26 protein-coding genes are annotated in these 24,616 nt (G+C 69.6%); 13 read left to right on the top strand and 13 right to left on the bottom strand.

The window, feature by feature from the left end:
- Positions 1-40: 40 nt before the first annotated feature.
- The 4 genes from CRO12_RS13250 to eno form a co-directional block, all read right to left on the bottom strand.
- Positions 41-1,480, bottom strand: a complete 1,440-nt coding sequence (locus tag CRO12_RS13250) for a pyruvate dehydrogenase complex E1 component subunit beta (RefSeq protein ID WP_097064552.1) — start codon at positions 1,478-1,480, stop codon at positions 41-43.
- Complete coding sequence (pdhA, locus tag CRO12_RS13245) at positions 1,480-2,529, bottom strand: pyruvate dehydrogenase (acetyl-transferring) E1 component subunit alpha (protein WP_097064551.1); 1,050 nt, start codon at positions 2,527-2,529, stop codon at positions 1,480-1,482. Before pdhA ends, CRO12_RS13250 begins: the two co-directional genes overlap by 1 nt.
- 117 nt (positions 2,530-2,646) lie before the next feature.
- The gene (locus tag CRO12_RS13240; protein WP_245858507.1) at positions 2,647-2,979 is read right to left on the bottom strand and encodes an FtsB family cell division protein; all 333 of its coding nucleotides are present in this window, start codon (positions 2,977-2,979) and stop codon (positions 2,647-2,649) included.
- A gap of 32 nt (positions 2,980-3,011) precedes the next feature.
- Entirely contained in the window at positions 3,012-4,301 is a 1,290-nt protein-coding gene (eno, locus tag CRO12_RS13235) for a phosphopyruvate hydratase (RefSeq protein ID WP_097064550.1), read from the bottom strand.
- Between the two features lie 134 nt (positions 4,302-4,435).
- Here eno and CRO12_RS13230 point away from each other — a divergent pair, with 134 nt between their 5' ends.
- From CRO12_RS13230 to CRO12_RS13210, 5 genes are all read left to right on the top strand, one after another.
- Positions 4,436-4,972 carry a hypothetical protein gene (locus CRO12_RS13230; protein WP_097064549.1) on the top strand — a complete coding sequence of 179 codons (537 nt, stop codon included), beginning with the start codon at positions 4,436-4,438 and terminating at the stop codon, positions 4,970-4,972.
- 22 nt (positions 4,973-4,994) lie between these two features.
- Positions 4,995-5,342, top strand: coding sequence for a phage holin family protein (locus CRO12_RS13225; protein WP_179641032.1), 348 nt, complete (start codon positions 4,995-4,997; stop codon positions 5,340-5,342).
- Entirely contained in the window at positions 5,339-5,644 is a 306-nt protein-coding gene (locus CRO12_RS13220; protein ID WP_097064547.1) for a hypothetical protein, read from the top strand. The genes CRO12_RS13225 and CRO12_RS13220 overlap by 4 nt, the downstream gene beginning before the upstream one ends.
- 47 nt (positions 5,645-5,691) lie before the next feature.
- The gene (locus tag CRO12_RS13215) at positions 5,692-6,096 is read left to right on the top strand and encodes a hypothetical protein (protein WP_097064546.1); all 405 of its coding nucleotides are present in this window, start codon (positions 5,692-5,694) and stop codon (positions 6,094-6,096) included.
- A 61-nt stretch (positions 6,097-6,157) separates the two neighbouring features.
- On the top strand, positions 6,158-6,379 hold the full coding sequence (locus CRO12_RS13210; protein WP_097064545.1) for a DUF4170 domain-containing protein: 222 nt from the start codon (positions 6,158-6,160) through the stop codon (positions 6,377-6,379).
- A gap of 362 nt (positions 6,380-6,741) precedes the next feature.
- On the opposite strand, the gene aspS is transcribed toward CRO12_RS13210, so the two are convergent.
- The gene (aspS, locus tag CRO12_RS13205; protein ID WP_097064544.1) at positions 6,742-8,571 is read right to left on the bottom strand and encodes an aspartate--tRNA ligase; all 1,830 of its coding nucleotides are present in this window, start codon (positions 8,569-8,571) and stop codon (positions 6,742-6,744) included.
- 167 nt (positions 8,572-8,738) lie between these two features.
- Between aspS and rnd the strand changes: the two genes are divergently transcribed.
- Both rnd and CRO12_RS13195 read left to right on the top strand, forming a co-directional pair.
- Positions 8,739-9,911 (top strand): ribonuclease D, encoded by a 1,173-nt coding sequence (rnd, locus tag CRO12_RS13200; RefSeq protein WP_097064543.1) that lies wholly within the window; start codon positions 8,739-8,741, stop codon positions 9,909-9,911.
- The gene (locus tag CRO12_RS13195; protein WP_097064542.1) at positions 9,911-10,183 is read left to right on the top strand and encodes an I78 family peptidase inhibitor; all 273 of its coding nucleotides are present in this window, start codon (positions 9,911-9,913) and stop codon (positions 10,181-10,183) included. The genes rnd and CRO12_RS13195 overlap by 1 nt, the downstream gene beginning before the upstream one ends.
- Here the strand turns inward: CRO12_RS13195 and CRO12_RS13190 are convergent.
- From CRO12_RS13190 to CRO12_RS13175, 4 genes are read right to left on the bottom strand one after another with little or no spacing between them, the layout of a single operon-like run.
- Complete coding sequence (locus tag CRO12_RS13190) at positions 10,171-11,667, bottom strand: Ppx/GppA family phosphatase (protein ID WP_179641031.1); 1,497 nt, start codon at positions 11,665-11,667, stop codon at positions 10,171-10,173. The two genes, CRO12_RS13195 and CRO12_RS13190, sit on opposite strands and share 13 nt — an antisense overlap.
- A gap of 1 nt (position 11,668) precedes the next feature.
- The gene (locus CRO12_RS13185) at positions 11,669-13,825 is read right to left on the bottom strand and encodes an RNA degradosome polyphosphate kinase (RefSeq protein WP_097064541.1); all 2,157 of its coding nucleotides are present in this window, start codon (positions 13,823-13,825) and stop codon (positions 11,669-11,671) included.
- Complete coding sequence (locus CRO12_RS13180) at positions 13,822-14,460, bottom strand: P-loop NTPase family protein (protein WP_097064540.1); 639 nt, start codon at positions 14,458-14,460, stop codon at positions 13,822-13,824. Before CRO12_RS13180 ends, CRO12_RS13185 begins: the two co-directional genes overlap by 4 nt.
- Entirely contained in the window at positions 14,457-15,701 is a 1,245-nt protein-coding gene (locus CRO12_RS13175; RefSeq protein WP_097064539.1) for a hypothetical protein, read from the bottom strand. The genes CRO12_RS13180 and CRO12_RS13175 overlap by 4 nt, the downstream gene beginning before the upstream one ends.
- A 227-nt stretch (positions 15,702-15,928) precedes the next feature.
- Between CRO12_RS13175 and purM the strand changes: the two genes are divergently transcribed.
- Genes purM through CRO12_RS13155 form a run of 4 tightly spaced genes read left to right on the top strand, consistent with a single transcriptional unit; the run spans position 15,929 to position 18,562 of the window.
- Positions 15,929-17,017 carry a phosphoribosylformylglycinamidine cyclo-ligase gene (purM, locus tag CRO12_RS13170; protein ID WP_097064538.1) on the top strand — a complete coding sequence of 363 codons (1,089 nt, stop codon included), beginning with the start codon at positions 15,929-15,931 and terminating at the stop codon, positions 17,015-17,017.
- Positions 17,014-17,562, top strand: a complete 549-nt coding sequence (gene purN / locus CRO12_RS13165) for a phosphoribosylglycinamide formyltransferase (RefSeq protein WP_425443026.1) — start codon at positions 17,014-17,016, stop codon at positions 17,560-17,562. Before purM ends, purN begins: the two co-directional genes overlap by 4 nt.
- Positions 17,559-17,936, top strand: a complete 378-nt coding sequence (locus CRO12_RS13160; protein ID WP_097064537.1) for an MmcQ/YjbR family DNA-binding protein — start codon at positions 17,559-17,561, stop codon at positions 17,934-17,936. Before purN ends, CRO12_RS13160 begins: the two co-directional genes overlap by 4 nt.
- Positions 17,933-18,562, top strand: coding sequence for a hypothetical protein (locus CRO12_RS13155; RefSeq protein WP_097064536.1), 630 nt, complete (start codon positions 17,933-17,935; stop codon positions 18,560-18,562). Before CRO12_RS13160 ends, CRO12_RS13155 begins: the two co-directional genes overlap by 4 nt.
- A gap of 127 nt (positions 18,563-18,689) precedes the next feature.
- On the opposite strand, the gene ndk is transcribed toward CRO12_RS13155, so the two are convergent.
- Positions 18,690-19,112 carry a nucleoside-diphosphate kinase gene (gene ndk, locus CRO12_RS13150; RefSeq protein ID WP_097065063.1) on the bottom strand — a complete coding sequence of 141 codons (423 nt, stop codon included), beginning with the start codon at positions 19,110-19,112 and terminating at the stop codon, positions 18,690-18,692.
- Positions 19,113-19,201: 89 nt separating this feature from the next.
- Here ndk and CRO12_RS13145 point away from each other — a divergent pair, with 89 nt between their 5' ends.
- The gene (locus CRO12_RS13145) at positions 19,202-19,978 is read left to right on the top strand and encodes a hypothetical protein (protein ID WP_097064535.1); all 777 of its coding nucleotides are present in this window, start codon (positions 19,202-19,204) and stop codon (positions 19,976-19,978) included.
- Here the strand turns inward: CRO12_RS13145 and CRO12_RS13140 are convergent, their stop codons facing one another.
- The 3 genes from CRO12_RS13140 to CRO12_RS13130 are packed head-to-tail and all read right to left on the bottom strand — an operon-like array spanning position 19,979 to position 22,216.
- Complete coding sequence (locus CRO12_RS13140; protein ID WP_097064534.1) at positions 19,979-20,419, bottom strand: DNA polymerase III subunit chi; 441 nt, start codon at positions 20,417-20,419, stop codon at positions 19,979-19,981.
- Position 20,420: 1 nt separating this feature from the next.
- Positions 20,421-20,747 (bottom strand): DMT family transporter, encoded by a 327-nt coding sequence (locus CRO12_RS13135; RefSeq protein WP_097064533.1) that lies wholly within the window; start codon positions 20,745-20,747, stop codon positions 20,421-20,423.
- A complete protein-coding gene (locus CRO12_RS13130) occupies positions 20,744-22,216 on the bottom strand; it encodes a leucyl aminopeptidase (RefSeq protein WP_097064532.1) in 1,473 nt (490 codons plus the stop codon). Before CRO12_RS13130 ends, CRO12_RS13135 begins: the two co-directional genes overlap by 4 nt.
- A 145-nt stretch (positions 22,217-22,361) precedes the next feature.
- On the opposite strand from CRO12_RS13130, the gene CRO12_RS13125 reads away from it, so the two are divergent.
- On the top strand, positions 22,362-24,611 hold the full coding sequence (locus tag CRO12_RS13125) for an LPS-assembly protein LptD (RefSeq protein WP_425443034.1): 2,250 nt from the start codon (positions 22,362-22,364) through the stop codon (positions 24,609-24,611).
- Positions 24,612-24,616 lie beyond the last annotated feature (5 nt).

Raw genomic sequence — 24,616 nt, 5'->3', positions numbered from 1 at the left:
CAGCGCCGGCTGGGGTGGCGGCAGGATGGTCGGCCCAAACCTAGCGGTACGTGACCTGCTTGACCGCAGCGACCACCTTGTCGGCGGTCACGAGCGCCAGCTTCTCGAGGTTGGCGGCGTAGGGGAGCGGCACGTCCTCATTGGTCACGCGGAGCACCGGCGCGTCGAGGTCGTCGAACCCCTCCTCCATGACGAAGGCGGCAACTTCGCTCGCGATCGAGCAGGTCGGCCAGCCCTCCTCCACCACCACGATGCGGTTGGTCTTGCTGAGTGACTTGAGCACGGTCTTGCGGTCGAGCGGACGCAGCGTGCGCAGGTCGATCACCTCGGCGTCGATGCCCTCGGCCGCCAGCTTGTCGGCCGCCTCCAGGCTCACGCCGACGCCGATCGAGTAGCTGACGATCGTCACGTCCTTGCCCGGACGCATGATCCGAGCCTTGCCGATCGGCAGGACGAAGTCGTCGAGCTTCGGCACCTCGAACGAGCGGCCGTACATCAGCTCGTTCTCGAGGAACACGACCGGATCCTCGCTGCGGATCGCGGCCTTGAGCAGCCCCTTGGCGTCCTGCGCGTCATAGGGCGCGATCACGATCAGGCCGGGCACGCTCGCGTACCACGGACCGTAGTTCTGCGAGTGCTGCGCGCCGACGCGGCTGGCGGCACCGTTGGGGCCGCGGAACACGATCGGGCAGCGCATCTGGCCGCCCGACATGTAGTTGGTCTTGGCGGCCGAATTGATGATGTGGTCGATCGCCTGCATGGCGAAGTTGAAGGTCATGAACTCGACGATCGGGCGCAGGCCCGACATCGCCGCACCCGTGCCGATGCCGGCGAAGCCGTACTCCGTGATCGGCGTGTCGATGACGCGCTTCTCGCCGAACTCGTCGAGCAGACCCTGCGTCACCTTGTACGCGCCCTGGTACTGCGCGACTTCCTCGCCCATCACGAACACGCGCTCGTCCGCGCGCATCTCCTCGGCCATCGCGTCGCGCAGTGCTTCGCGGACGGTCAGCTTCACCATCTCGGTACCCTCGGGCACCTCCGGATTCTCGACTTCCGCCTCGTGGCTCGCGGCCTCGAACAGCTGGCGGGCGCCGGTTTCGACCTTCTCCTGCGCCGGGTGCGCGGAGTCCTCGACGGTGTCGTCCTTCGTCGCGTCGGCCTGCGCGTTCGGGGCCGGCGTGTCCTCCTTGTCGGCCGCGGCCGGAGCGCTCGCCGGCGCGGCGGAGGCATCCTCGCCCTCGCCCGCCAGCTGCATGATGACGGTGCCGACCTTCACGTTGTCGGTGCCCTCCGCGACCAGGATCTGGGCAACGGTACCCTCGTCCACCGCCTCGAACTCCATGGTGGCCTTATCCGTCTCGATCTCGGCCATGATGTCGCCGGACTTGACCGTGTCGCCTTCCTTCACGAGCCACTTGGCGAGCGTGCCCTCCTCCATTGTGGGCGACAGCGCCGGCATCTTGATCTCGATCGGCATCAGTACGACTCCACCAGCACGTCGGTATACAGCTCTTGCGGGTTGGGCTCGGGCGCGTTCTCGGCGAAGTCCGCAGCCTCGTTGACGACGCGGCGGATGTCCTGCTCGATCGGCTTCAGATCCGCTTCAGTCACGCCCTGCGCCTCGAGCAGCTTCTTGACGTGCTCGATCGGGTCGGACTTGTCGCGGACCGCCTGCACCTCGTCGCGGCTGCGGTACTTGGCCGGATCGGACATGGAGTGGCCGCGATAGCGATAGGTCTTCATCTCCAGGATGATCGGCCCCTTGCCCGCGCGGACCCACTCGAGCGCCGTCTCGGCCGCACCGCGGCTGGCGAGCACGTCCATGCCGTCGACCTGGATGCCCGGAATGCGGAAGCTCTCGCCGCGGCGGTAGAGCTGGTCCTCGCTCGACGCGCGGTTGACGCTGGTGCCCATCGCGTACTGGTTGTTCTCGATCACGAAGATGATCGGCAGCTTCCACAGCTCGGCCATGTTGAAGGCCTCGTACACCTGGCCCTGGTTGGCCGCGCCGTCGCCGAAATAGGCGAGCGTCACACCGCCGTCGCCGGCGTACTTGTGCTTGAAGGCAAGGCCGGCACCGAGCGAAACCTGCGCGCCGACGATGCCGTGGCCGCCATAGAACTTATGTTCGGTCGAGAACATATGCATCGACCCGCCCTTGCCGCGCGAGATGCCGGCGGCACGCCCGGTGAGCTCGGCCATTATGACCTTGGGATCGATGCCGTAGGCGAGCATGTGGCCGTGGTCGCGGTAGCCGGTGATCACCGAGTCCTTGTCGCCGTCGAGCGCCGACTGGAGCCCGACTGCGACCGCCTCCTGCCCGATGTAGAGGTGGCAGAAACCGCCGATCAGCCCCAGGCCGTAGAGCTGCCCGGCCTTCTCCTCGAAACGGCGGATCAGCAGCATGTCCTTGTAGAACTGGAGCAGCTGCTCCTTGGTCGCCTCGAACGGCTTCGGCTCGGACGGCCGCTCGCGATTGGGGATCGGCGGCTCGGCCGCGGGAATACGTGCAGGGGCTTTGGCCACGGTGCGGGGGACCTCGTTTCCGTGAGGGAAGTGCCGCGCCTATAGGCGCGTTTCGGCGGGTCCTGCAACGGTCAGGGACGGTGTGACGCCCCTCAGCAACGGTCACGCAACAACCGCTTACCGCAGCGGAACGATCACCTCGTCCGGATGCGCGACATTAAGCTTCTTGCGGGCGAGCTCATCCACGATGTCGGGATCGGTGTCGTTCGGATCGAGCAGCGCGACCCGGTTCTTTAGCTCCGCGCGCTTCTTGTCGAGCGCAGCATATTCCGCCTGCCGCTTCTCCAGCTGGCGGGTGTAGTCACGGTAGGACAGGACGCCGTTCGGCCCCAGCACCGCGTAGTAGCCGAAGAACCCCATCAGGATCAGCGCCGCCGCCGGCAATCCCGCCTTGCGGAGCAGGGTACGCGCCCTGTGGCGCGGGCGGACGCGGACGGCGGCGGCGGGCATGAGCGAGATTCTGAATCAATCCGCGTGCAAGTTCAAGCGTTTCCGCGTGCGCGCAGGATCGATCGGCCGGCGTAGCGCGCGGCGTCGCCGAGCTCCTCCTCGATCCGGATCAGCTGGTTGTATTTGGCGAGCCGGTCGGACCGCGCGAGGCTGCCCGTCTTGATCTGGCCACAGTTGGTCGCGACCGCCAAGTCGGCGATGGTCGCGTCCTCCGTCTCGCCCGAACGGTGCGACATGACCGCCGTGTAGGACGAGCGCTGGGCAAGGCTCACCGCCTCCAGCGTCTCCGTCAGCGTGCCGATCTGGTTGACCTTGACCAGCAGCGAGTTGGCAAGCCCGCGGCCGATGCCATCGGACAAGCGCGCCGGATTGGTCACGAACAGGTCGTCGCCGACCAGCTGGACGTCGCGGCCAACCAGGTCGGTCAGCGCCTTCCACCCCTCGAAATCGTCCTCGCTCATCCCGTCCTCGATAGAGAAGATCGGGTAGCGGCGGGTGAGATCGGCGAGATACCCGGCCATCTCCGCGGGCGCGAGGACCTTGCCCTCACCCGAAATGTGGTAGGCGCCGTCGCGGAAGAACTCGGTCGCGGCGCAATCGAGCGCGAGCATGACGTCGTCACCCGGCGTGTAGCCCGCCGCCTCGATCGAGCCCATGATGAAGTCTAACGCCTCGGCCGTGGAGGCGATGTTGGGCGCGAAGCCGCCCTCGTCACCCACGCCGGTCGCCAGCCCCTTGTCGTGCAGCTTCTTCTTCAGCGTATGGAAGATCTCGGAGCCGCAGCGGACCGCCTCCACGATGTTCTCGGCACCGACCGGCACCACCATGAATTCCTGGAAGTCGATGGGGTTGTCGGCGTGCTCGCCGCCATTGATGATGTTCATCATCGGCACCGGCAGCAGGTGCGCGGCGACCCCGCCGACGTAGCGGTAGAGCGGCAGCCCGCGCGCGTCCGCCGCCGCCTTGGCAACCGCGAGACTGACGCCCAGGATCGCGTTGGCGCCGAGCCGGCCCTTGTTGGGCGTGCCGTCCGCCTCGATCATCGCGGCGTCGAGGTCGGCCTGATCCTCCGCCTCGAGTCCGAGCACCGCTTCCGCGAGCTCCCCGTTGACCGCATCGACCGCCTTCTCGACACCCTTGCCGAGCCAGCGCGCCTTGTCGCCGTCGCGCAGCTCGACTGCCTCGTGCGCGCCGGTCGACGCGCCGGAGGGCACGGCCGCGCGGCCGAAGCTGCCGTCCTCCAGCATCACGTCGACTTCCACCGTCGGATTGCCGCGGCTGTCGAGGATCGTGCGGCCGTGAATGTCGATGATTGCGGTCACGTAACGACCCTCCTAACCTTGGTGAAGCAGCTCGCCCGCGCCCCTACCCGCTCGGGCGAATAGGGGCAACGGCGATGGAACCGGCGCGGTCACGCCTTGTTGTCCGCGGCAGACGCAAGGAAAGGGCTTTGACCATGGCGACTGATCCCAACAGCGGCGGCACCACGCCGGCCGACGTCGATTTCACGCCGGACGCGGGCGTTGCCGCAACGTTCGAGCCGGGCGATGCGCTGGTGGCGGACGCCGGCGCGACCGGCGCAGGCACGACCGAGAGCGCGGACGCGGCCAAGCCCGCAACGACCCGCCAGCTGGTCAAGGATGAGGCGAGCAAGCTCGGCGGCCAGGCGACCGACCGCCTCCGCGCCTTTGCCGACGACGGCAAGTCGCGCGCGACCGGTGCGCTGGGCGAGCTCGCCAAGGCGATCGAGGATGCCGCCGGCACTATCGACGAGAAGGTCGGCGCGCAGTTCGGCGACTATGCTCGCGCCGCCTCCAGCCAGGTCACCGGCCTTGCCGACTCGCTCAATAACAAGGACGTCGAGGAGCTGCTCGACGGTGCGCGCGAGCTGATCCGCAAGTCGCCGGGAATTGCCGTCGGCACCGCCGCCGCTCTCGGCTTCGTGGTCGCGCGGCTGCTTCGCTCGGGTGTCGACGCCAACCGCGAGGCCTGAGGCGTTGAGCGACACGCGCGTCTTGACCGACACGCCGGACCCGCACGACCCCGATGGGATCGGCGCGACGGTGGCGCAGGTGGCGGAGGACGCCAAGGCCTATGCCGCCGCGCAGATCGCGGTGGTCAAGGCCGAGGCGAACGCACGGCTTGGCCCGGCCAAGGCGGGTGCGATCTTCGGGGTCGTCGCCGCCGTGCTCGCACTGGCCGCGCTGATTGCGCTGCTGGTCGGGCTGATCCTGTCACTCGCTACTTTGGTCGGACCGCTCGCCGCCACGGGCATCGTGGTGGTCGCGACGCTCGTGATCGCGGGCGTGCTCGGCAAGCTCGCCGCCGACCGGTTCGCCGTTGCATTCGGAAGCGGCGCGTGACCGACCCCGCCCTGCTCGCCGCCCGCGCCCGCCGCGATGCTGCCAAGCTTCGGCTCGACCGATCGATCGAGCATGCGCGCCAGCGGCTCAACCCCAAGACGATCGCCGAGGACGCGGTGATGGGCGTGCGGACCAGGGCGGAGGCGATCGCGACCGATGGCGTCGACGCCGTCAAGTCACGGCCCGGCGTCGCCGCCGCAGCGCTGGGACTGGCCGGGCTGCTGCTGGTCCGGCGACCGCTACTGCGCTGGTTCGGGCGGCGCGAACCCGCGGCGGAAACCCCCGCCAGCCCGGACCGTTAGAGGATCAACGACGGGCCTCACGCCCGCAACTGCAAGGAACCACGGACATGCCCGACAAGAGCGATCAGTCGAAGACGCCCAAGCAGGGCAAGCGCGACAAGCTGAAGGAGCGTGGCGGCGCCGCGTTGGAGAGCGCGCGCAGCACGGTGCAAGGGCTGGAGGCGAACCCGCTCGGCGTACTGGTCGGCGGCCTTGCCGTCGGGCTGATCGCGGGTGCGGTGATCCCGCGCAGCGAACGCGAGAAGCGCGTGCTGAAGCCCGTCGGCAAGCGGCTGGCCGAGGGCGCGGTCGCCGCCCTCACTGCCGCCAAGGAGACCGGCAAGGAGCAGCTGAGCGCCGGCGTGCTGAGCCGCGATGCGGCGAAGGAGAGCGCGCGCAAGGTCTTCTCCAGCGCGCTTGACGCCGCCAAGACGGCGAAGGGCGCGGCCGCGGACGCACCGAGCGCCGCCTGAAGCCGCCTTGACCCGGGGGATGTGCGGGTTATTGCACCTGCGAAATCCCCCGGAGGCCCTCATGAGCAAGCTCCACCTCGTCTTCGGCGGTCGCGTGACCGACCCGCAGACGCTCGATTTTTCCGACCTGAAGGCGATCGATATCGTCGGCATCTTTCCGGACTACGCCTCCGCCGAGAAGGCGTGGCGCGCCGCCGCGCAGCGCACGGTGGACGATGCCGAGATGCGCTATGTGCTGGTGCACCTGCACCGCTTGCTGGAGCCGGAGTTGCCGTCGGCCTGACTCGTATGCGACACGAGATCCGCAGGCCGAGTACTTCGATACACGCCTTCGCTACGCTGCGTACCGCAGCTACTCAGTCGCTACTCAGCACGAACGGCGTAAAAACGAGTCCCTTCGTCCTGAGTAGCCGCCGAGCATGGTCAAAGCGGCGTATCGAAGGACCGTTCCGCCCAGCGGGTGCCTTGATACGCGCCCCCCTTTGCGGTGCTTGCAGCAGCTACTCGCTCTCTACTCGGCACGAACGGTTTGGGCGAACGGCCCACTCCCCCTGGCTCTCCACCCCGTTCGTCCTGAGTAGTCGCTGAGCATGTCGAAGCGGCGTATCGAAGGACCTGTGCTCAGATCGGGGCAGGTGCGCGATCCTAGTCCGCCTTCACCAGCCCCGTGGTCGCCGACACCGCTGCCGGCTTGACCGCCTCCACCACCTTCAGGTTCAGCTCTTTCAGCTGCTTGGGCGTCGCGAAGTTGGGTGCGCCCATCATCAGGTCCTCCGCCTTCTGCGTCATCGGGAAGACAATGACTTCGCGGATGTTCGGCTCGTCGGCGAGCAGCATGACGATGCGGTCGATACCCGGCGCCGAGCCGCCGTGCGGCGGCGCGCCGTACTTGAACGCGTTGATCATGCCGGCGAAGTTCGCGTCCACGTCGGCCTGCGAGTAGCCTGCGATCTCGAACGCCTTGTACATGATCTCCGGCCGATGATTCCGGATCGCGCCCGACGACAGCTCCACGCCGTTGCAGACGATGTCGTACTGATAGGCGAGAATGTCGAGCGGGTCCTTGGTCTCCAGCGCCTCCATCTCGCCCTGCGGCATGGAGAAGGGATTGTGGCTGAAATCGACCTTCTTCGCGTCCTCGTCATATTCGAACATCGGAAAATCGACGATCCAGCAGAACTCGAAGCGGTTCGGGTCGATGAGGCCCAGCTGCTCGCCGACGCGGGTGCGGGCGAGCCCGGCGAGCTTCGCGGCTTGCGCCTCCTTGCCGGCGGCAAAGAACACGCCGTCATCGGGCCCGAGTCCGAGCGCCTCGGCCAGCTCGCGCATGCCGATATCGCCGTGGTTCTTGGCGATCGGCCCGCCCCATTCGCCGCCCTTGCGGGTCGCGTAGCCGAGACCCGCGAACCCTTCCCCCTGCGCCCAGGCGTTCATGTCGTCGAAGAACTTGCGGCTCTTGTCGGCGGTGTTCGGTGCCGGGATGGCGCGCACCACGTCGCCCGCTTCCACGATCTGGGCGAAGCGGCCGAAGCCCGAGCCCGAGAAGAAGCCGGACACGTCGCTGATCTCGATCGGGTTGCGCAGGTCGGGCTTGTCGTTGCCGTACTTCAGCATCGATTCGCGGTACGGGATGCGGCGGAACGGCAGCGCGGAGACCTGACGCCCCTTGCCCTGCCAGTCGGCGAACTCCTCGAACACGCCGTGGAGCACCGGCTCGATCGCGGCGAACACGTCCTCCTGCGTGACAAAGCTCATCTCGAAGTCGAGCTGGTAGAACTCGCCCGGTGAGCGATCGGCACGCGCATCCTCGTCACGGAAGCAGGGTGCGATCTGGAAGTAGCGGTCAAAGCCCGCGACCATCAGCAGCTGCTTGAACATCTGCGGTGCCTGCGGCAGCGCGTAGAACTTGCCCGGGTGGACGCGGCTGGGGACCAGATAGTCGCGCGCGCCCTCCGGCGACGATGCGGTCAGGATCGGCGTCTGGAACTCCGTGAACCCCTGGTCGACCATGCGCTTGCGGATCGAACTGATCACGTTGGAGCGCAGCAGGATGTTGGCGTGGAGCTTCTCGCGCCGCAGGTCGAGGAAGCGGTAGCGGAGGCGGATGTCCTCCGGATACTCGGCGTCGCCCGCGACCGGCATCGGCAGCTCCTGTGCCGGCGACTGCACGGTCACGCCGCGCGCGAACACCTCGATCTCGCCGGTCGGCAGGTTCGGGTTCACGGTGCCGGCCGAGCGCGCCTTCACCTCGCCATCGATCGTGATGACCGATTCGACGCGAGCCGCTTCCAGCATCGGGAGTGCCGGCGAGTCCGCGTCCGCCACGACCTGGGTGATGCCGTAGTGGTCGCGCAGGTCGACGAACAGCACGCCGCCATGGTCGCGCTTGCGATGCACCCAGCCCGACAGGCGAACGGCCTCACCGACGTGCTCCGATCGGATCGCGGCGCAGGTGTGGGAACGGTACTGGTGCATCAGATCATCTCAATGGCGATCCACTCCGGCTGAGGCCGGGGTCCAGCTGAGGACGTCCTGCAACTGGGCCCCGGCCTTCGCCGGGGCGGCGTGTGAAAGATGGCCGCGCCCTCCCCTTCAATCCGGCCTTTGTCAAGGCGGGCGGGGGGGTGTAGGGCGCGCGGCCTATGCACGTTCACCCGCTCATCACCGACAGCGCCACCCTTGCCGAGCTCTGCGCCCGCCTCTCCACGTCCGAATTCGTGACGGTCGACACCGAGTTCATGCGCGAGAACAGCTACTGGCCCGAGCTGTGCCTGATCCAGATCGCGAACACGGAGGAGGCCGCCGCGGTCGACCCGATGGCGCCGGGCATCGACCTCAAACCGCTGCTCGACCTGCTGGTCGACAATGAGGACGTGCTGAAGGTCGTCCACGCCGGGGGGCAGGACCTGGAGATCGTCTACAACCTCACGGGCAAGACGCCGCACCCGCTGTTCGACACGCAGGTCGCGGCGATGGCGCTCGGTCAGGGCGAGCAAATCGGCTATTCCAACCTGGTCGACGCGTACCTGGGCATCGTCGTCGACAAGGGCGCACGCTTCACCGACTGGAGCCGCCGACCGCTCGACGACCGCCAGATCACCTATGCCATCGCCGACGTCACCCATCTGTCGCGCATCTTCCCCAAGATGCTGGAACGGCTGCGCCGAACCGAGCGCGGCGGCTGGTTGGACGAGGAGATGGAGCGGCTCGCCGATCCGGAGAACTATCGGAACGATCCCGACGAGGCATGGCGCCGGGTCCGCATCAACAGTCGCAAGGCCGATGCGCTCGGGCGGCTGAAGGCGATCGCGCGCTGGCGCGAGATCGAGGCGAGCACCAAGAACCTGCCGCGCGGGCGCATCGCCAAGGACGAGACGATCGCCGACCTGGCCGCCAACCCGCCGCGCAAGCAGGCCGACCTGGCGAAGGTGCGCGGCCTGTCCGCCTCCTGGGCCGGGAACGACATCGGCGGCCGGCTGATGACGGCGATCGAGACCGCGACGCCGATGCCGGCAAGCGAGATGCCCGGGCGCGACGAGCGCGGTCCGGCGCTCGGCAAGGACGGCGCGCTGGTCGCCGACCTGCTGAAGCTGTTGCTCAAGATCCGCGCCCGCGACATCAACGTCGCGCCCAAGCTGCTGGCGCGCAGCGACGATCTGGAGGCGCTGGCCGCCGGGCAGCGCGACGGCCTCGCCATCCTGCAGGGCTGGCGCTACGACCAGTTCGGCCGCGACGCGCTCGACCTGGTCGAGGGGCGCCTCGGCTTCACCGTGCGCGGCGGCAAGCTGAAGATGACTCGGACCGAGGACGCCTGATGATCCGCCTGACCCCTGCGCTGCTGCTCCTCGCTCTCCCGGGCTGCACCCTGCCGGTCAAGCTGCCGGGGCTGTGCCGCACCGACACCGTCGGCGCGTGGATCGGCCAGCCCTACAGCTATCGGCTGGAGCGCAGGCTCAAGGACAAGACCGAGTCGCGCTTCGTGCGGGTGATCCGCCCGAACACGATGGTGACGCAGGACCTGCGCGACGATCGGCTCAACATCGCGCTCGACTCGCGCGACCGGGTCACGCGCCTCTACTGCGGCTGATCAAGCGCGAACTCGGCAGAAAGGCCGAGCGCCGCCGCGACAGCGCGGTGGCGCTTCTCCACCGCTTCGCCGTACAGGGCGCGCTCACCCTCGGGTACAACCAGCCGCAGCGTCGCGCCGCGCACCAGCCGGGTCCGCTCGAGCGGCGCTGGCACCCCGCCCGACAATCGCTGCCCCAGCCGCATGGCGAGACCCCAGCGCGTTGCCGCGGCGAGCGCGTCGGCGGGCGCGAGCGCGGCGAGCAGCGCCGGCGTGTCCGTCTTCCCGCCAAGCGCGCTGTGCAGCGCCTGCGCGACGATCGCGCGGCCAGCCGCGTCGATCCCGACCCAGTGCCCGTGGAGCGCGATCTCGACCCCGTACTCCGCGCGGAACTGCGGATTGGCGTGCCAGCCGACGTCCGCCAGCAGGCAGGCGGCGTGGCGTAGCCGGGCGAGCGCCGGCTGCTCGCCCGCGAACAGCGGCGCGATCCAGGCGTCGAGCAGGTCGCCGTGCTCCGCGAAGCGCCCCAGCCGGCGCCCCTCCTCTCGCGTTGCGACGATCAGCGGATCCTGCGCGCGCTGCTCAGGCGACAGTTCGGCGTAGAGCAGCCCCTCGCGCAGGCCGAAGGTGGAGGCGACCGCCTGCTCGCTGCCGAGCGTCGCCATGACGATCCCCAGCAGCCGGGTGGCATCGTCGAGGGTCGGGATACGGCTGCTCGACAGGTCGGTGATCGCCTTCAGCTGCGGGCGATCCATGCCTTTCAGCCTGTCCGCGATGCGATCGACGTCGGCCGCGCTCAGCCCGTAGCCGTGGATGACCGGCAGCGGATAGGCGGTCAGGTGCATGTCGAGCCGCACCAGCGCGCGCCACGAGCCGCCGACCATGTAGAGCGGCAGCCCGCGCCCGCGCCCGCTCCATCCGGCCGATCCGAGCAGATCGCGCACCCGCCGCTCCAGTGCGCCGCGACCGCCGGCCCGGATCGCCGCCAGCCGGAGCACGCCTAGCGGAAAGGAGGCGCGGTCGGTGATCGTCCCCGCAACCACGCGGACGAGCTCCAGGCTGCCCCCGCCCAGATCGCCGACGATGCCGTCGGCGTCGGGGAACGCCGACAGGACGCCGTGGCCGGCCGCGCTCGCCTCCTCCTCGCCCGACAGGATCTGGGCGTCGAGGCCGAGGCTCGTGGCGTGGCGCAGCAGCTCCGCGCCGTTGGTCGCATCGCGAACCGCGGCGGTCGCGACGGTACGCAGCGACGCCACCTCCATCTCGCGCGCCAGCCAGGCGAAGCGCGCGAGCGCGCCTTGCGCGACCTTCATCGCGTCGGGCTCGATCGCGCCGGTCTGCGACAGCGACCGGCCGAGCCCGGCGGCGACCTTCTCGTTGAACAGCGTCGCGGGCAGGCGCGCCGCGCCCTCGTACACCACCAGCCGAATGGAGTTGGAGCCGATGTCGATGATCGCGGCGCGCTGATCAGGCGCGATCTGGGGGCGACGGGCGGGGCGCGTCACGTCAGTTGCGGCGCGTCCGGAGCGACAGGGTCGGCACCGCGCCCTGCTCGTCGAGCGCCGCCCCGCGCCCGGAGAGCGACGGATTGGTCATGAAGTAGCGGTGGAGATTGAAGCCGCCGCCCTCACCCGGCGTCACCCGCACATAGCTGCCGTCCGGCTTCAGCTCCCAGCTCTGCTCGTTGTCGAGCAGCGTCGCGACCATTACCTGGTCGAGCACCTGATCGTGGACCGTCTCGTTGAGGATCGGCAGCATGAACTCGACCCGCCGATCGAAGTTGCGCGGCATCCAGTCGGCGGAGGATATGAACAGTCGGGCCCCGTCGTTGGGCAGCGTCTCACCACTCGCGAACGCCCAGATGCGGCTGTGCTCCAGGAAGCGCCCGACCACCGACTTGACGCGGATGCGCGCCGACATGCCCGCGACGCCCGGGCGCAGGCAGCAGATGCCGCGCACCACCAGGTCGATCTCCACGCCCGCGTTCGACGCCTCGTACAGCTTCTCGATCACGGCCGGATCGACCAGCGAGTTCATCTTGGCCCAGATCGCCGCGGGCTTGCCGGACAGCGCGTTGCCGATCTCCTCGTCGATCAGCTGCACTAACCGGTCGCGCAGGTCGCGGGGCGAGATCGCGAGCAGCCGCAACTCCTGCGGCTCGACATAGCCGGTGACGTAGTTGAAGATCGCGGCCGCATCATGCCCCACCCGCGGGTCGGCCGTGAAGAAGCTGATGTCGGTGTAGATGCGTGCCGTCACCGGATGGTAGTTGCCGGTGCCAAAGTGGCAGTAGGTTCGGTAGCTGCCGCCCTCGCGCCGGACCACCATCGACACCTTGGCGTGGGTCTTCCAATCGATGAAGCCGTAGACGACCTGCACCCCGGCACGTTCGAGCGCGGACGCCCAGAGCAGGTTCTGCTCCTCGTCGAACCGCGCCTTCAACTCGACTACCGCGGTCACCGACTTGCCTGCCTCGGCGGCGGCGATCAGCGCGTTGATGACGGCCGACTGCTTGCCCGCGCGGTAGAGCGTCTGCTTGACCGCGACCACGTCGGGATCGTTCGCCGCCTGCTTAAGGAAGGCGAGCACCACGTCGAAGCTCTCGTACGGGTGGTGGACGACGATATCCTTGGCCCGGATCGCGGCGAAACAGTCGCCCCCGAACTCGCGGATGCGCTCGGGGAATCGCGGCGTGAACGCCGGGAACTTGAGGTCGGGCCGCTCGACATCGACCAGAGCGCCGAGATCGCCCAAACCGAGGAACCCGTCCGTCTCCGTCAGGATCGCCTGGGCACCGCCCAGCTCCTCCTTCAGCACCTGCTCCAGCTCGGCGCCGATCCCGCGCTCCATCTCGAGCCGGATGACCCGGCCGCGGCGACGCCGCTTGATGGCAGTCCTGAAGTAGAGGACGAGGTCCTCCGCCTCCTCCTCCAGCTCGATGTCGCTGTCGCGCAGGATGCGGAAGGTGGCGGCCGCGCGCACCTCGTAGCCGGGGAACAGCCGGTGCGAGAAGCGCTTCAGGATCGATTCGATGGTGACGAACTGCGCGTCCTTGCCCGGCAGGCAGACCACGCGCGGCAGCGCCGGGGGCAGCAGCACCAGCTCGCGGATCGGTTCGCCGTCCGACGTCCGCACCAGGTCGAAGATGACGCTGAGCCCCCCGTTCGGGATGAACGGGAACGGATGCGCGGGATCGAGCGCCTGCGGGGTCAGCACCGGGAACAGCTGCTCGCCGAACCAGCTCTCCAGCCAGGCGTCGACCGCCGGATCGTCGCCCGCATCGCGCAACGCGACGCCCTCCGCCGCCAGCGCCTTCGCCAGGTCGCCCCACACCGCGCGCTGGCTGTCGACCAGCGCATCGCACGCCTCCACGATGGCGGCGAGCTGCTGCGAGGGGGTCATGCCGTCGGCCGAGCGCTGCTCCACGCCCTGCAGCTGCTGACCGACCAGGCCGGCCACCCGCACCATGAAGAACTCGTCCAGGTTCGATCCCGAGATCGACAGGAAGCGCAGCCGCTCCAGCAGCGGGTGCGCCTCATTGCACGCCTCCTCCAGCACGCGCCGGTTGAAGGCGAGCCAGGAGAGTTCGCGATTGAAGTAGCGTCCGCTCTTGTGCAGCGGGGTCACGTCGGCGGGAAGCGAGGCAGCGTTGGGGCGGGTCACAGGAGTAAAGTGCCCGGGCTTCGTGACGGTTCCGCGACGAAGCCGCCCGCCTGGAACGCCGCGCGGGCGAGCGGCACCGACAGCCGCCGGGTGCGGCGCGCGTCCGCTTCCTCCTCCAGCCGATCGACCGCGCGGAGCACGGCCAGGTGGGTGCGCTCCAGCCGGCGGAGCAGCCACGCGCGCAGATCCGGGCGAAGGTCGAGCGCGCGGCGATCGCAGAGATAGTCGAGCAGGTCGCCCATCAGCGCATCGTCGGGTGCCTCCAGCCGGAGGGTCGGGCTGGCCGCCAGCCGAGAGCGCAGGTCGGGTAGCCGCACCGGCCAGGTCGGCGGCACCGCCTCTGCCACCATCAGCTGCGGGCGACGCTCCGCCTGCGCCCGGTTCCAGGCATGGAACAGCTCGGCCTCGCCAAGGCGGTCGGCATCGTCGATCATGGTGCCGCCGGACTTTGCCACGAACAGGCGGGCAAGCAGGCTGCGCCCCGACTTGCGCGGGCCCACAAGCAGCGCGGTGCGGACCGGCCAGCCGCCCCAATGCTCCACCTGGTGGACAGCGCGGGCGTTCGACGGGCCGATCAGGAACTCCTCGGGTCGCGCGCTCACCGGCTTGGGGAGCGGCAGGTCGAGTTGGCTCATCCGCCCGTCGGGCTCGGCGTGGCGAGCGCCGCCGGGGGTGCCGCGGCGCGCCGGATGCGCAGCATACCCGCAGCCTCCTGTACGCTCCAGCCCCGCGCCTCCAGTGCCGCGCGCAGGCCCGCGATGTCGCCGTCGTAGACGACCCGCATCACCGACACGCCGCCGAGCGCCAGGCTGGCGGTGAGCGCGCTGCGGACGCCGGGTACGCCGCGCACGGCGGCCTCACCGGCGTTCACCGCCTGCTCGCCCGGGGTGTCGAACTGGACGGAGACGACGCTGCTGAGCCCGACCGCCTCCGTCACCGCGCCTGCCGTGGGGGTGGCGCTCGGCGTCGGCGTGGGCGTCGCCTCGGGCGCGGGTGGCGGCGAGAGCAGCGCATCGGGCACCAGCCCGCCCTCGCGCATCGCCTGCTGGTAGATGGCATCCAGCCGCTCCACCCCGCGGTCGAGCAGCGCGGGCAGTGCGTTGCCGTCGGCGACCCTTAGCGACGCCCGCCCCAGCAGCCGCCGGTCGGGGCCGTAATAGGCGGAGAAGACGCCGGTGATCGGTCCACCCGGGTAGTCGCGCAGAATCCGCGCCTCCGGCACGACGATGTCGCTCGCGCCATATTGGTCGAGGATCGCACGCCACCAGCCGCGGCCACGCCGGAGCGTCTGGCCGGCGTTGAGCAGCAGCGGGTCGACTCCGGTGCCGACCGGCCGGACATAGTCGACGGTCGAGCCGCCGGTGCGGAAGCGCGCCCAGGCCTGCTGCCAGGGCGTCGTGCGTTCGAATACCTGGCCGCTGCCGCCCGCCCATAGGACGGGGATGACGAGCATGGGCGGCGAGCGCGTGAAGGCGGTGTTGACACCGAGGATCTGCCCGGCGCGCGCGCGATCGAACAGCACGCCCAGCCGCGCGATGTAGCGGGTCGGGCCGATCTGCTCGTTCTCCACCACGATGCCTGTGACGATGGAGTCGAGCGCGCCGTCTGGCAGCCCGCTCGCCGAACCCCGCAGCCGCTGCGACAGCTTGGCCCAGCCCTGCCGCTGCGCCAGCCGCCAGCCGGTCAGCCGCGCCGCCTCCGCGGTCTTCGCGCTGACGTCCACGGTAATGCCGCTGACCTCCAGGTCGCCCGAGCTGTCGATCGGCGCGGCGCCGCGATCCCCGCCTTCGATCTGCGCGACGAGTGCACCGGTACCGGCGAGCAGCGCCGCCGCCAGTCCGATCTCGAGCGTGCGGGAAAAGGGTCGGGCCGCCATGGTGCGCGCCCTTTTGGCGAAGCGGGCGTGGAAAACCAAGCGGGTTGTGGCTAGGGACGATCCTACTGGGGTCGGATCATCCCCGCCGTTCGTCCTGAGTAGCCATTGAGTTTGTCGAAATGGCGGATCTAAGGACTTGCGTCCGGGATGCTTCGATACGGACCTTCGATACGCTGCTCGCGCAGCTACTCAGTCCCTACTCAGCACAAACGGATAATTGGGGATCAATGACCGACAGCTACACCTACGCCGATGCCGGCGTGTCGATCGCGGCAGGGAACGCGCTCGTCCGCGCGATCGCGCCACTGGCAAAGGCCACCCGCCGCGCCGGTGCCGACGCCGACCTGGGCGGATTCGGCGGCGTGTTCGACCTGAAGGCGGCGGGCTTCACCGATCCGCTGCTGGTCGCCGCCAACGATGGCGTCGGCACCAAGCTGAAACTCGCAATCGAGCATGACGCGCACGACGGCGTCGGGATCGACCTGGTCGCGATGTGCGCCAACGACCTGGTCGTGCAGGGGGCAGAGCCGCTGTTCTTTCTCGATTACTACGCCACCGCCAGGCTGGAGGGCGGCATCGCCGAGCGCGTCATCGCTTCGATCGCCGAAGGATGTCGTCAGGCGGGCTGCGCGCTGATCGGCGGAGAGACCGCGGAGATGCCGGGGATGTACGCGCCCGGCGACTACGACCTAGCGGGTTTCTGCGTCGGCGCGGTCGAGCGCGACCAGCTGCTGACCGGCGATCGGGTCACGGCCGGTGACGTCATCCTCGGGCTCGCATCGTCGGGCGTCCATTCCAACGGCTTCTCGCTGGTCCGCCGCCTCGCCACCGACAAGGGCTGGAAGCTCACGCGCCCCGCGCTGTTCGACCAGGACGTGCGCCTCATCGACGCGCTAATGGCGCCGACCCGGATTTACGTCCGCAGCCTCCTTCCCCAGCTGCGTGCCGGACTTATCCACGGACTTGCCCACATCACCGGCGGCGGGCTGCTGGAGAACATTCCGCGCGTTCTGCCGGCCGGTTGCCACGCGCGTGTCGATGCGGACGCGTGGGAGCAGCCGCGGCTGATGGCGTTCCTCCAGGCGCAGGGCGGGATCGAGCCGGAGGAGATGGCGCGTACCTTCAACTGCGGGATCGGCATGGCGGTGATCGTCGCCGCGGACAACGCCGAGCAGGTCGCGAGCGCGTTGACGGCGGCGGGCGAGACGGTCTTCCGGATCGGCATCGTCGCGCCGGGTGAGCGTGGCTGTACCGTCGCGGGGGGCGCCGAAACCTGGAGCGCACGGGCCCCGTGGAAAGCGACGCACCTGGCGTGACGGTACCCGTCGGCATCCTGATCTCAGGGCGCGGCTCCAACATGCAGGCGCTCGTCGCGGGCGCGGGCGACGCCTACCGGGTCGTGCTGGTCGCCAGCGACAACCCGGACGCAGCCGGTCTTGCCTGGGCCGCGGAGCAGGGCATCCCTACCCTCGCGCACGCCGGCAAGCGGGCGGAGCGCGAAGCCGCGTTCGACGCGGCGCTCCGTGATGCGGGGGTCGAGGTGATCGCCCTCGCCGGCTACATGCGGATCCTGTCGCCCGGCTTCATCGCGCGGTGGCGCGACCGGATCGTCAACATCCACCCCTCGCTGCTGCCCAAATACAAGGGCCTGGACACCCACGCCCGCGCGCTCGCCGCCGGCGACGTGGAGGCGGGCTGCTCCGTCCACCTCGTGACGGAGGAGCTCGATGCGGGCACGGTGCTGGGCCAGGCGCGCGTGCCCGTGCTCGCCGGCGACACGCCCGAGACGCTCGCGGAACGAGTTCTCGCCGCCGAGCATTCGCTGTATCCGGCAGTGCTGGCGGAGTTCGTGAGGCGATGAGTCCCGATTACGAGCGCGATCTGGAGCGGCTGCGCAAACTCGCGCTGACGCTGCCGGGCGCGGCAGAGAAGCTGAGCCACGGCAGCCCGTGCTTCCACATCGAGGGCGGCAAGGCCTTCGCCTACATCTGGCACAATCACCACAGCGACGGCGAAACGGCGGTGCTGGTCAAGACCTCCGGTCCCGACGAGCAGGAAGCGCTGATCGAGGGGGAGCCGGCGCTCTACTACAAGCCGCCCTACCTCGGTCCGTCCGGATGGATCGCGATCCGCACCGATGCGCCCGCGACCGATTGGGATCACATCGGTGACCGCGTGGCGCAGAGCTGGGAGATGGCGGCGCCGCGCCGGCTGCTGGAAGCGGGCGGACGGTGAGCGACATGCCGAGCGAGAAGGCGGAGGCGCGGGCGATCCGCCGCCGCTGGATCAGCCTGGGCGAGCTGGTCGCGGTTGCGGGCGTGCTGATCGCCGCGCTGACGCTGTGGCTGAACTGGGCCGACCGACGCGACACCACCGCGGCTGAGGCGGCCAAGGCGGCCGCGGCCACGCGCAAGGCGGCGCGCGCGACCCTGATCGGCAGGGCGGAGCGCGGCGGCGAGCGGGTGCGCCTGAACGATCCGGCGCAGCCCGCGCTCGCGAGCATTGACGTCGCCTTTCCGCGTGCGCTCGGGATCGCGGCGCAGACCGCTGTGGTCGATCCGCGGATCGAGGCCGACTGGGTGCGGGAGGCGCTGCTGAAGGCGACCGACGGCGGCAAGGACGCGGTGCGCGGCACGGTGCCGTTGCTGATCACCGCCACCATCAGCGAGGGCGACCGCCCCGCCACCGACCGCGCGATCTACGACCTTGTGTTCGCGACCGAAGGCCGGACTTTCGGCGGACGAGCGCTGAGGCTTGAAGGCGCGGTGTTCCGCGAGCGGGTCGGCGCAGATGGGCGGGCCCGGCTTGAGGCGCTGTGGGCGACCGAGGCGAAGCGGCTGGCGGCGGCGATCAAGGAGTAAGCCCGATTCCCGCCTGTGCGGAAGCACAACATCTGACCGTCCGCCCTGAGCCTGTCGAGCGGCGTGTCACGGGCGGGAGCGCTCGCGACACGTGCTTCGACAGGCTCGGCATGAACGGTATTGGAGCTCAGCCGACGATTTCTTCCGGCTTGAAGAAGTACGCGATCTCGATCGCCGCATTCTCGTCCGAGTCCGAGCCGTGGACCGAGTTCGCCTCGATCGACTCCGCGAGCTCCTTGCGGATCGTGCCGGCGTCAGCGTTGGCGGGGTTGGTCGCGCCCATAATGTCGCGATTGCGCTTCACGGCGTCCTCGCCCTCCAGCACCTGGACGACCACCGGGCCCGAGATCATGAAGCTGACCAGGTCGTTGAAGAACGGCCGCTCCTTGTGGACGGCGTAGAAGCCCTCGGCCTGCTCCTTAGTCATCTGGATGCGCTTGGATGCGACGACGCGCAGGCCGGCCTCCTCCAGCATCTTGGTGACCGCGCCGGTCAGGTTGCGGCGGGTGGCATCGGGCTTGATGATCGAAAAGGTACGGTTCGCGGCCATGACGGTCACGGGCTCCTGTTGGCTGGACTTGTGGAAAGATGGCGCGCCCTTAGGCTGCGCCCGCGAGGGTGGCAAGCGGGGAGCGGCCGGTGCGCTGGTGGCGGAGCGAACGAGGACAAAAGTTCCTGCGCGAGGTCGGCTCCGTCGTGCTCGGCGTCGTGATCGCGCTCGGCCTGGGCGCGGTCGCGACGGAGATCGGCTGGCGGATCGAGGTGTTCCGCGCCCACCGCGCGCTTGCGGAAGAGATGGGCGAGATCATGGGCCAGGCGCGCGAGCGCGAGCGGGCGGAGTCCTGCTACCTGCGTCGGCTCGACACGCTGTCGGTGATCGTCGACCGGGCGGCGGCGAGCGGACGGCTGCCGCCGGTCGGGTCCCCCGGATCGCCGCTGATGCGGACGTGGTCGCGCGGCGTGTGGAACAGCGTACTCGGCGATACCGCGTCGCACTTCAGCCGCGCAGACCTCGACAACCTGTCGGGCGCCTACGAGTTCGTGGACCTGCTGGCCCGCCACAGCGAGCGCGAGTTGGAGCTGTGGAGCGAGCTGTACACGATCGTCGGCCCCGGCCGCGCGATCGATACGGAGGAAGCGGCGGACCTGCGCCGGGCGATCAGCGCCGCGCGGCTGGAGAGCAATCTCGTCACGCTGGCGGCGGTGCGGCTGCAGCAGATCGTCCGGGCGTTCGACCTCGGCTACAGCCGGGACGCCGCGAGACCCTATGCCGAGCAGCCCCTCTCGCAGGTCCCGTTCTGCCGGCCGTTCGGGCCGGTGCCGCCGCGCTACGGCCGGGCACCGCTCGACGGCGCCGGCGACCGGGCGCGTGCCACACCGATCACGCGCGATGACGCGGGGCTGCCGGCGCGCTGATCAGGCCGCCTGGGTCCAGCGGCCGGTGTCGTCCTGCTTCCAGTAGCGGCGCTCGACGCCCTCGCGCTCGCCCAGCGCCTTCCACGCCGCGCGCGCCGCGCCGACGCTGTCGCCGTCGAAGAAGTGAAAGGCCCGGTCGAAGCCGAGCGCTTCCTCGCGCCACACACCGTCCACCAGCGCGACGTGGCGCGCGCCGTTTGGTGCCGCGGTGTCGGCAGCGATCAGGATCGGCTGGTCGGCGTCGTGCTCGCCGCCCGCGCGGGCGTGAGGCAGGAAGCTGTCGGGTGCGTAGGTCCAGAGCAGCCGGTCGAGGCTCGCCCGCTGCGCCTCGTCACCGGCGACCACCAGCAGTCGGTCGCCGCCCGCAACCACCCGCTCCGCGATGCGCGGCAGCACCCGCTCCAGCGGGCTGGCAACCAGGTGGTAGAAGTCGACCTGCACGCTACCCCCGCGCCGTTGACCACTGCAGCCCGACCGCGCCGACCAGCACCAGCGCGATGCAGAACAGCTGCACCGCCGAGAGCCGCTCGCCGAACGCCAGCACGCCGAGCACTGCGGCGGCAACGATCCCGACCCCGGCCCAGATCGCATAGGCGACCCCGACCGGGATCGCCTTTACCGCCGGGGCGAGCGCCTGAAAGCAGCCGACATAGCAGAGGATCGAGAGCGTCCCCCAGCCCCAGCGCTCGAACCCGTTCGAGAGCTTCAGCAGGAAGGTGCCCGCGATTTCCAGCACGATCGCGGCAGCCAGGAACCCCCAGGCGCTCACCCCTCGCAGGTGTCGTGCACGAAGCGGTCGAGCAGGCGCACGCCGTAGCCGGTCGCCCCCTTGGCGTGGTGGATGCCGTCCTTGTCCGACCAGACCATGCCCGCAATGTCGAGGTGGGCCCAGCGCACGCCCTCGTCGACGAAGCGGCGGATGAACTGCGCCGCGGTAATCGATCCGGCCCCGCGCGGGCCGACGTTCTTCATGTCGGCGATCGGGCTGTCGATCAGTTTGTCATAGGCCTCGGCCAGCGGAAAGCGCCACAGCTTGTCGCCCGACGCGGTGCTCGCATCCAACAGCTGGCGCGCGAGATCCTCGTCGTTCGAAAATAGCCCGCCATACTCGTTCCCCAGGCTGACGATCATGGCGCCGGTCAGCGTCGCGAGGTCGACGATGGTGGTCGGATTGTGGGTCCGCTGTACCCAGGTGATCGCATCGGCCAGCACCAGCCGCCCTTCCGCGTCGGTGTTGATGACCTCGATCGTTTGGCCGTTCATCGAGGTGACGACGTCGCCGGGCCGGGTGGCGCCACCGTCGGGCATGTTCTCGACCAGCCCCATGACCCCCACGACGTTCGCGCTGGCCTTGCGCAGCGCGAGCGCCTTCATGGCCCCGGCGACCGCGCCCGCGCCGCCCATGTCCCACTTCATGTCCTCCATGCCCGCGGCCGGCTTGATGGAGATGCCGCCGGTGTCGAAGGTCACGCCCTTGCCGACCAGCGCGGTGGTCGGCGCACCCGCACCCGCCCCGTCCCAGCGCAGCGCCAGGAGCCGCGCCTCCCGGATCGAGCCCTGGCTGACCGCGAGCAGCGCGCCCATGCCGAGCGCGCGCATCGCGGCTTCGTCGAGTACCTCGACCGAGAGGCCCAGTCCCTCGACCGAGCGAGTCACCCGCTCCACGAAGCTCTCGGGAAAAATGATGTTGGCCGGCTCGGCGACGAGCTCGCGGGTCAGCGCCATGCCCTGCGTCACCGCGCTCTGCTCCGCCCAGGCGTCCGCAACGCCGTCCGGCCCGCCGACGATCACCACCTCCGTCAGCGACGGCTTCTGCTTGTCGGCAAGCTTCGTTCGGTAGATGTCGTACCGCCAGCTGCGCTGCTCGATCACCGCCGCGAACCGCGCGACGGCGGCGAGCGTCGCGCCGACGCCGGTCAGGTCGACCGTGACGCTCGCCGGACCACCGATCAGATAGCGTGCGACGAGCGCCGAGGCCGCCTTGGCCCACTCCTCTTCGCCGCCTGCGCCGACGCCGAGCAGCGCGACCCGCGCGACCCGCCCGTCCGCGGGGACGAACACCTCGGTGATCGCACCGGCGTCGCCCTCGAACCGGCCGGCAAGAGCCGCCTCCGCAATCAGCTGGTTGCCGGCCTCCTCCAGCTCCGCGCGCCGAAAACCGCCTTCCCCGCCCTTCGCCACCGGATGGATCAACAGCGCGTCGTCGTCGGCGCGGGTGGTGGCAAAGGTCAGCTTCATGCGGGTAACTTCCTGGTGATCGTCGGGATGGCCGCGATGTAGGCACGCTGGCGTCCGGACGCAAAGATTGCGAAGCCGCCCGTCGATGCGATAGGGCCGCTCACTTGGGGGCCGCGAGACTGGCCGTGTGGAGACGCTTGCGGCCGTGACGCGTAACGCCTTTTTGCCGATCGGCGCGCTCGCGGTGGTCCTTGCGACGGCTCACCCGGCTGCCGCGCAGGATCTGCAAGACCGCGCCGTGACGCCGCCGCCGCCGGTCACCGAAGCTCCTCCGGCAAGCGGCGACGACCAAATCCAGTTCAGCGCCGACACGCTGGAGTATCAGACCGACGCCGACGTGGTGACCGCGACCGGCGACGTGCGCCTGGCGCGCGGCGGCGAGCGGCTGCGCGCCGACACGGTCACCTGGAACCGCAAGACCGGGCAGGTCGTGGCGGACGGCGACATCGCGGTCACCAACCCGCAGGGTGACACCGCATACGGCGACCGCATCGAGCTGACCGACTCGCTGCGCGACGGCCTGATAGAGAACATGCTGGTCGTGCTCGACGGCGGCAGCCGCATCGCCGCGCGCCGCGGCACGCGCAACGACGGCGGCGTCATCACGGTCGAGGACGCGGCCTATACCGCCTGCTCGGTCACGACGGCCGAGGGCTGCCCCAAGGAGCCGTCGTGGAAGGTGACGGCGGTGCGCGTCGTCTACGACCCCGCGGCCGAGCGCATCCGCTACTCGGGCGCGCGCTTGTCGGTGTTCGGCCTGCCGACCATTCCGCTGCCGAGCTTTTCCCACCCGATCGGGGGCAATAGCGCGAGCGGCCTGCTCGCGCCGGAGATCCGCATCGACCGGGTGAACGGGCTGGAGGTCGGGCTGCCGTACCTGATCCGCTTCGCGCCCAACCGCGACCTGACGGTGACCCCGCGGATCTACTCGGACACGCTGCCGCTGATTCAGCTCGAGTACCGCGAACTCAACCGGCTGGGCGCGTTCCGGGCGACCGGCTACGGCACCTACAGCCGCCGCAGCGACGACCTGGGCGTCACCGGCACGCCCGAGACGACCGAGAACGCGTTCCGCGGCTATCTCGACAGTGCCGGTCGCTTCCAGCTCTCGCCGCGCTGGAGCATCAGCGAGTCGATCCGCGTCTCGACCGACCGCACCTTTCTGCGCCGCTACGACATTTCGCGTGACGACCGGCTGCGCAGCACCGTCCGCGCCGAGCGGATCGGGACGGACAGCTACCTGTCGATCACCGGCTGGTCGGTGCAGACCCTCAGGGTCAACGACCGCCAGGGCCTTCAACCGATCGCACTGCCGGAGATCGACTATCGCCAGCGCTTCGGCGACGGGATCGTCGGGGGGCGCTTCGAGCTCCAGCTGAACTCGCTCGCCCTCACCCGCACCGACGGCCAGGACACCCAGCGCGCCTTTGCCGCGCTGCGCTGGGACTTGCGGCGGCTGACCCGGTGGGGGCAGGAGGTGACGTTCACCGCCTACGCGCGCGGTGACGCATACAACGCCAACGACGTGCTGAGCACCGCAGTTGCCAGTTACCGCGGGGACGAAGGGTTCTCCGCCCGCGCGATCGGCGCGGTCGCGGTGGATGTGCGCTGGCCCTTCATCGGCCAGGCGTTCGGCGGCACGCAGCGGATCACGCCGCGCTTGCAGGTCGTCGCCGCGCCCAAGGTTAGCAACCTCGCGATCCCGAACGAGGATGCGCGTGCCGTCGATCTGGAAGACAGCAACCTCTTCGCGCTCAACCGCTTTCCGGGCTACGACCGCTTCGAAGATTCGATGCGGGTCACCTACGGACTCGATTACGCGCTGGACCTGCCGGGGATCGCGATCGATGCGGTGGTGGGGCAGAGCTATCGCTTGAGCAAGCGCCCGACCATCCTTCCCGACGGCACAGGGCTGTCGGACCGCTTCTCCGACTATGTCGGGCGCACCAGCATTCGCTACCGTGATTTCGTCAGCCTCACCCACCGCTTCCGCCTCGACAAGGACGGGTTCGCCGTGCGCCGTAACGAGGTGGACGCGACGATCGGCAGCCGCTCGACCTACCTCCTGCTCGGCTACCTTCGGCTGAACCGCGACATCACCCAGCTGACAGAGGACCTCCAGGACCGGGAGGAGGCGCGGATCGGCGGGCGCGTGCAGTTCCGCCGCTTCTGGTCGGTGTTCGGATCGGCGACCGTCGACCTGACCGACCGCGAGGAAGACCCGCTCTCCGTCGCCGACGGCTACGAGCCGCTTCGCCATCGCCTGGGTGTCGCCTATGAGGACGATTGCTTGAAGCTTGGCCTGACGTGGCGGCGCGACTATCGAACGACCGGGGACGCGCAGCGCGGCAACTCCTACCTGCTGACGCTGTCGTTCAAGAATTTGGGCCGCTAAGCCCT

It is taken from the genome of Sphingomonas guangdongensis (assembly GCF_900199185.1).
Classification (GTDB): domain Bacteria; phylum Pseudomonadota; class Alphaproteobacteria; order Sphingomonadales; family Sphingomonadaceae; genus Sphingomonas; species Sphingomonas guangdongensis.
Note: the sequence above shows the minus strand (reverse complement) of the source record. Positions and strands in the feature narration are given on the sequence as shown.

Bases quoted from the DNA above. Each gene is read 5' to 3' on its own strand.
- CRO12_RS13160 (WP_097064537.1), top strand. From the start codon at position 17,559: ATGAGTCCCGATTACGAGCGCGATCTGGAGCGGCTGCGCAAACTCGCG.
- rnd (WP_097064543.1), top strand. From the start codon at position 8,739: ATGCACGTTCACCCGCTCATCACCGACAGCGCCACCCTTGCCGAGCTC.
- CRO12_RS13175 (WP_097064539.1), bottom strand. From the start codon at position 15,701: ATGGCGGCCCGACCCTTTTCCCGCACGCTCGAGATCGGACTGGCGGCG.
- CRO12_RS13230 (WP_097064549.1), top strand. From the start codon at position 4,436: ATGGCGACTGATCCCAACAGCGGCGGCACCACGCCGGCCGACGTCGAT.
- CRO12_RS13215 (WP_097064546.1), top strand. From the start codon at position 5,692: ATGCCCGACAAGAGCGATCAGTCGAAGACGCCCAAGCAGGGCAAGCGC.
- CRO12_RS13210 (WP_097064545.1), top strand. From the start codon at position 6,158: ATGAGCAAGCTCCACCTCGTCTTCGGCGGTCGCGTGACCGACCCGCAG.
- CRO12_RS13195 (WP_097064542.1), top strand. From the start codon at position 9,911: ATGATCCGCCTGACCCCTGCGCTGCTGCTCCTCGCTCTCCCGGGCTGC.
- purM (WP_097064538.1), top strand. From the start codon at position 15,929: ATGACCGACAGCTACACCTACGCCGATGCCGGCGTGTCGATCGCGGCA.
- aspS (WP_097064544.1), bottom strand. From the start codon at position 8,571: ATGCACCAGTACCGTTCCCACACCTGCGCCGCGATCCGATCGGAGCAC.
- CRO12_RS13240 (WP_245858507.1), bottom strand. From the start codon at position 2,979: ATGCCCGCCGCCGCCGTCCGCGTCCGCCCGCGCCACAGGGCGCGTACC.
- CRO12_RS13130 (WP_097064532.1), bottom strand. From the start codon at position 22,216: ATGAAGCTGACCTTTGCCACCACCCGCGCCGACGACGACGCGCTGTTG.
- CRO12_RS13180 (WP_097064540.1), bottom strand. From the start codon at position 14,460: ATGAGCCAACTCGACCTGCCGCTCCCCAAGCCGGTGAGCGCGCGACCC.
- ndk (WP_097065063.1), bottom strand. From the start codon at position 19,112: ATGGCCGCGAACCGTACCTTTTCGATCATCAAGCCCGATGCCACCCGC.
- CRO12_RS13250 (WP_097064552.1), bottom strand. From the start codon at position 1,480: ATGCCGATCGAGATCAAGATGCCGGCGCTGTCGCCCACAATGGAGGAG.